Annotated in this window: 5 protein-coding genes and 1 pseudogene; all 6 read right to left on the bottom strand. The window is 74.4% G+C overall.

What is annotated here, in order from left to right:
* Window positions 1-339: pseudogene (locus GT042_RS22885) on the bottom strand (hypothetical protein); the annotation flags it as partial.
* A 98-nt stretch (window positions 340-437) separates the two neighbouring features.
* Window positions 438-1691, bottom strand: coding sequence for a beta-ketoacyl-[acyl-carrier-protein] synthase family protein (locus GT042_RS22880; protein ID WP_161310604.1), 1254 nt, complete (start codon window positions 1689-1691; stop codon window positions 438-440).
* A complete protein-coding gene (locus GT042_RS22875) occupies window positions 1688-1969 on the bottom strand; it encodes an acyl carrier protein (RefSeq protein WP_161310603.1) in 282 nt (93 codons plus the stop codon). The genes GT042_RS22880 and GT042_RS22875 overlap by 4 nt, the downstream gene beginning before the upstream one ends.
* Entirely contained in the window at window positions 1942-3048 is a 1107-nt protein-coding gene (locus GT042_RS22870) for a beta-ketoacyl-ACP synthase III (protein ID WP_161310602.1), read from the bottom strand. The genes GT042_RS22875 and GT042_RS22870 overlap by 28 nt, the downstream gene beginning before the upstream one ends.
* Complete coding sequence (locus GT042_RS22865; RefSeq protein ID WP_161310605.1) at window positions 3045-3932, bottom strand: SDR family NAD(P)-dependent oxidoreductase; 888 nt, start codon at window positions 3930-3932, stop codon at window positions 3045-3047. Before GT042_RS22865 ends, GT042_RS22870 begins: the two co-directional genes overlap by 4 nt.
* A 77-nt stretch (window positions 3933-4009) precedes the next feature.
* Window positions 4010-4899: ketoacyl-ACP synthase III (locus GT042_RS22860; RefSeq protein ID WP_161310601.1), on the bottom strand; the 890-nt coding region annotated here is incomplete at its 5' end.

The raw sequence follows: 4899 nt of genomic DNA, 5'->3' as shown, positions 1-4899 counted from the left end.
CAGGGCCGACCCCGCGCCCAGGGGCGCATGCGCCCCCCGGCGCTGGGCGGTGAGTTTGCGGAGGCACGCCCAGCGGGCCAGCGCGTACAGCCACGCCTTGCGCTCCCCCGCGTCGGACGGTGAGCGGCCGAACTGGCGCTCCGAGAGGGCCAGGACGTCGCCCAGCGCCTCCGTCGCCGCGTCGTGGTCGCAGAGCACGGAGAGGCAGTAGGTGAACAGGCCGTCCAGATAGGGCTCGTACCGTACGGGGGGCCGCCGCTCCAGGGGGCGGGGGGCGCGACGGGGCGCGCGATGTGCGCCGGTGGTGTGCGGGGAGGTTTCCGGACTGCTGCTGGTCACCCGGTGACGTTAGACAGAGCGGCCCGCGCCCATCTCACTCCTTGAGCCCATTTAATCCTAACGAGTGACGGTATCCCTCAAAAGGGGACAGCTGTCCCTCATTCCGGCGGGCGGAAGGCAAGGGCCGTGTTGTGGCCGCCGAACCCCGCCGACGTGCTGAGCGCGAGCCGGACCGGATGTTTGTACGCCTCGCCGGTGACGAGGTCCAGCTCGCCCGTGCCGCTGTCAGGACGCCGGAAGTTGGCGGTGGGCGGGGCCAGTTGGTGGGAGACCGTCAGCGCGGTGAGCGCGGCCTCGATGGAGCCCGCCGCGCCCATGGGGTGTCCGGTGACCCCTTTCGTGGAGGTGACGGTCGGCGGGCGCGCGCCGAAGAGCCGGCGCAACACGCCCGCCTCCCGCGCGTCGTTGAGCGGGGTGCTCGTGCCGTGGGCGTTGATGTGGTCGACCTCCGTCGGACCGGCTCCCGCCGAGGCCAGGGCTCGTACCAGCGCATCGCGCACTCCGCGCCCCTCGGGGTGCGGGGCGACCGGATCGTGCGCGTCAGTGGTGGAGCCGTGCCCCGCGAAGAGCGCGTGCACCGGCGCACGCCGGGTGGCTGCGTCCGCCGTACGTTCCAGCACCAGCACCCCCGCGCCTTCCGCGAGGACAAATCCGTCCCGGTCCGCGTCGAACGGCCGGGACGCGGCGGCCGGGTTGCCCGCGCGCCCGGACAACGCGCCCATCTGGGCGAACGCCGTGACGCACAGCGGCGTGACCATGGCGTCGGTGCCTCCCGCGACGGCGATGTCGCAGGCTCCCTCGCGCAGGAGCATCGCGGCGACGATCAGTGCGGTGGCCCCGGACGCGCAGGCGGTGGCGGTGTGCAGGGCGGGGCCGCGCGCGTCGAGCGCGAGGGCGGTCTGCCCGGCGGCCATGTTCGGCAGGAACGCCGGCAGGGTCAGCGGCGAGACCGAACGCGGGCCGGTGCGGAGCAATCTGGTGTGCTGGCTCTCGTACGTCGTGACTCCGCCGGCCGCCGACCCCATGACCACCGCGACCCGCGCGCCGTCCCAGGACGCGGGGTCGAGCCCGGCGTCCGCGACCGCCTCCCTGGCCGCCGTGATGCCGAACTGTGTGCAGCGGTCGAGACGCCACGCCTGCCGTACGCCGACATGGATCCGGGGGTCGAAGCCCGGGACGCGGCAGGAGAACGGGACGGGGAGGCCGGTCAGTTCGGGGTCCGTGGCGGCGGTCGGCACCCCGGCGCAGACGCGGTCCCAGGTCGCCCGCGTGCCGATGCCGGCGGGGGTGACGAGGCCGATGCCGGTGACGGCGAGTGGTTCCGTACGGTCGGTCCTCGCGCGACCGGTCACCGCGCGGTTCCGGTGTCGGCGGCGGCGTCAACAGGGCCACCGCCCCGGGGCAGTTGGTCCGCCACCAGGCGCGCGAGCTGGTCGATCGACAGGTCGTCGCCCGCGTCGGCGTCGTCCAGTTCGACGCCCCAGCGCTCCTGCACCGTGACGAGCAGCTCCACCACCGCCAGGGAGTCCAACTCCAGCTCGACGAGGGTCGATCCGGGCTTGACGGCATCGGGGTCGACGTCGAACTTGTCGACGAGCAGGGTCACGAGGTACTGGCTGACAGTTTCCATGACGGATGACTCCGGTCTGTGTCGGAAAGCGATAGGGGGTGGGGTGTCGGGTCGGTGGACAGAGGTCGGACGGACGGCCAGGTGAGCGCGATCGCTCCCCAGGTCAGCCCGCCCCCGAACGTGGTGAGCAGCGCCCGCGCGCCGGGCCTGACGAGCCGCCGGGCCGCCGTGTCGGCGAGGGCCAGCGGGATGGAGGCGGCGGCGGTGTTGCCGACGTCCGCGATGTTGCCGAAGCGGTGGTGGGCGGCGACTCCGAGCCGTTCGGCCACCGAGTCGAGGATCCGCTGGTTGGCCTGGTGGCCGATGAACGCCTCGACGCTCGGGGCGGCCCAGCCGGCCCGGTCCAGCGCGGTCTGCGCGGAGCGCGTCATGTGCGTCACGGCCTGCGCGTACACCTGCCGTCCCCGCATCCGGAAGTACCGGTCGTCACGGTCCAGTTCGGCCGTCTCCGGGAGCCGGGAGCCGCCCCCGGCGACGGCGATCAGGTCGCTGCCCGAGCCGTCCGCGCCGAGGTCGGCGGCGACGAGGGCGCCGGGCTCCTCCCGGTCCCCCGCCCGCAGCAGGAACGCCCCGGCGCCGTCGCCGAAGATCGGCGCGGTGTCGCGGTCCCGGGGGTCGACGATGGCCGAGTACTTCTCGGCGCCGATGACCAGCGGATAGCGGCACGTGCCGTGGGCGATCAGGGCGTTCGCCGTGGTCAGGGCGTACAGAAAGCCGGAGCAGACCGCGGCGAGGTCGAAGGCCGGTACGGGACCGAGGCCCAGCCGGTGGGCGACGTCGGGGGCGGTGGCGGGGCACGGCCGGTCCGGGGTGGTGGTGGCGATCAGCACCAGGTCGGGCCGGATGCCGGGCGCGGACCGCAGGGCTGCCTCCCCGGCGGCGAGGGCCAGGTCGCCGGTGCTGACGCCGGGGGCGGCGTGGCGGCGGCGCTCGATGCCGGTGCGGGAGCGGATCCAGGCGTCGGTGGTCGCCAACTCCCCCCGGACCACGATCTCTTCGTTGGTGAGCGAGAGCGGCGGGAGGCAGGAGCCGATGCCGCAGACGACGGCGGTGGAGGCGGAGTCGGGGGACACGTTCACGGCGTGGGTTCCGGGACCGGCAGCGGGTCGGCGGCCCGCGAGGGCGAAGGCACCGGAGCCGCGAACGGGGACGGCGGCTTGGGGGTCCCCGCCAGACCGCCGTCCGGTACGGACATCCCGCCGTCCAGCACCAGCGCGTGGCCGGTCAGGTACGCGGACGCCGGCGAGGCCAGGTAGAGCGTCGCCGCCGCCACGTCCGCCACCTCGGCCCACCGGCCCAGCGGCACGTGCCCCATCAGCCAGTCGGAGAGCGGCCCGCTGCCGTACGCGAACGCCGTCATGTCCGTACGGGTCCAGCCGGGGCAGAGCGCGTTGACCCGGACTCCGTGGTGCGCCCAGCCCGTCGCCAGACTCCGTACCAGCGAGATCTGCGCCGCCTTCGAGGCCGCGTACGCCTCCATGCGCGGCGCCCCGACCACCCCGGCCACGGAGGACATCAGCACCAGACTGGCCCGGGGGGACTCCACGAGGTAGGGGTACGCGGCCCGGCACACGGCGGCGGTGGCGCCGAGGTTGACGTGCAGCACGCTGTCCCAGTCCCGCTGGAAGGACTCCTGGAGGGGCAGGACGACCGGCGACCCGTCGGCCTCCATGGGCAGGATGCCCGCGTTGTGGACGACGATGTCGAGGCCGCCGAGCGTCCGCGCCGCCCGGTCGACGACGTGGACGGCCTGGGCGGTGTCGGCGAGGTCGCCGGGCACGAGCACGGCCGTACGCCCCTGCTCCTGGACGAGGGTGGCGGTCTCCTTGAGCGCGTCGCCGGTACGGGCGGAGAGGGCGACGTCGGCGCCCGCCTCCGCGAGGGCCTGGGCGACGGCCCGGCCGATGCCCCGGGAGGCGCCGGTGACCAGCGCGCGGGCGCCGTCGACGCGGAAGGTGGACAGGACGGTGCTGCCGACGCGGGTGGTGTTCGTACCGCTCGCACCGGTATCGCTCGCACCGGTACTGCTCGCACTGGTGGTCACTGATGACTCCTTCGACGGTCCGTGGGAGAGGGAGAGGGAGGGGGAGGAGGAGAGGGAGGAGGTGCGGCGGGGATCCCGGCGCCGGGGGCGCCGGTCCAGTCCAGGAGGGCGCTGCCCCAGGTGAGGCCCGCCCCGAAGACGGTGATCAGGACCCGGCCGCCGTCCGGTACGAGTCCGCGCGCGGCGGCGGTCGCCAGGGCGTACGGGGCGGAGGCGGCGCCGATGTTGCCCACCTGGTCCCCGACGATGACCAGGCGCTCGGGCGGGATGCCCATCTCGGCGCCGAGCCGTCGCAGCAGCACGGGATTGGGCTGGTGGACGACAAACGTGTCGATGTCGTCCAGGACGAGGTTGTTGCGTTTCAACGTCCCCTCGACCAGGCGCGGGAAGACGTCCACGATGAAGTCGCGGACGGCCCGGCCGTCCATGTGGATGAAGTGGGCGCCGCTGTCGAGGGTCGCGGCGGTGGCCGGCCTGCGGCTGCCTCCGGCGGGGATGAGGACGTGGTGGGCGCCGTGGCCGTCGGAGCCGAGGCGGAACTCCCGGAAGCCGCGGCCCTGTTCGACCGGTCCCAGGACGGCCGCGGCGGCGCCGTCGGCGAAGAGGACCGCCGTGCCCCGGTCGGTGAGATCGAGGAACTTGGAGTACGTCTCGACGCCGACGACCGCCGCGTACCGCGCCCGGGAGTCGCCGCGCAGCCAGTCGTGGGCGACCTTGGCGGCGAACAGCCAGCCGGAGCAGGCGGCGCTGACGTCGAGGGCGACCGCGCGGTGGGCGCCGGTGAGGGCCTGGACCCGGCAGGCGGTGGAGGGGCCCAGTTCGTCGGGGGTGGAGGTGGCGGAGACGAGGAGGTCGATCTCGTCGGTCCCGATGCCGGCCGCGTCGG

Origin of the sequence: Streptomyces sp. SID3212 (assembly GCF_009865405.1) — a bacterium.
Classification (GTDB): domain Bacteria; phylum Actinomycetota; class Actinomycetes; order Streptomycetales; family Streptomycetaceae; genus Streptomyces.
This window is presented reverse-complemented; position numbering and strand designations above follow the sequence as displayed.

Excerpts from the sequence above, each read along its gene's own strand:
- GT042_RS22875 (WP_161310603.1), bottom strand. The coding sequence starts at position 1,969 with ATGGAAACTGTCAGCCAGTACCTCGTGACCCTGCTCGTCGACAAGTTC.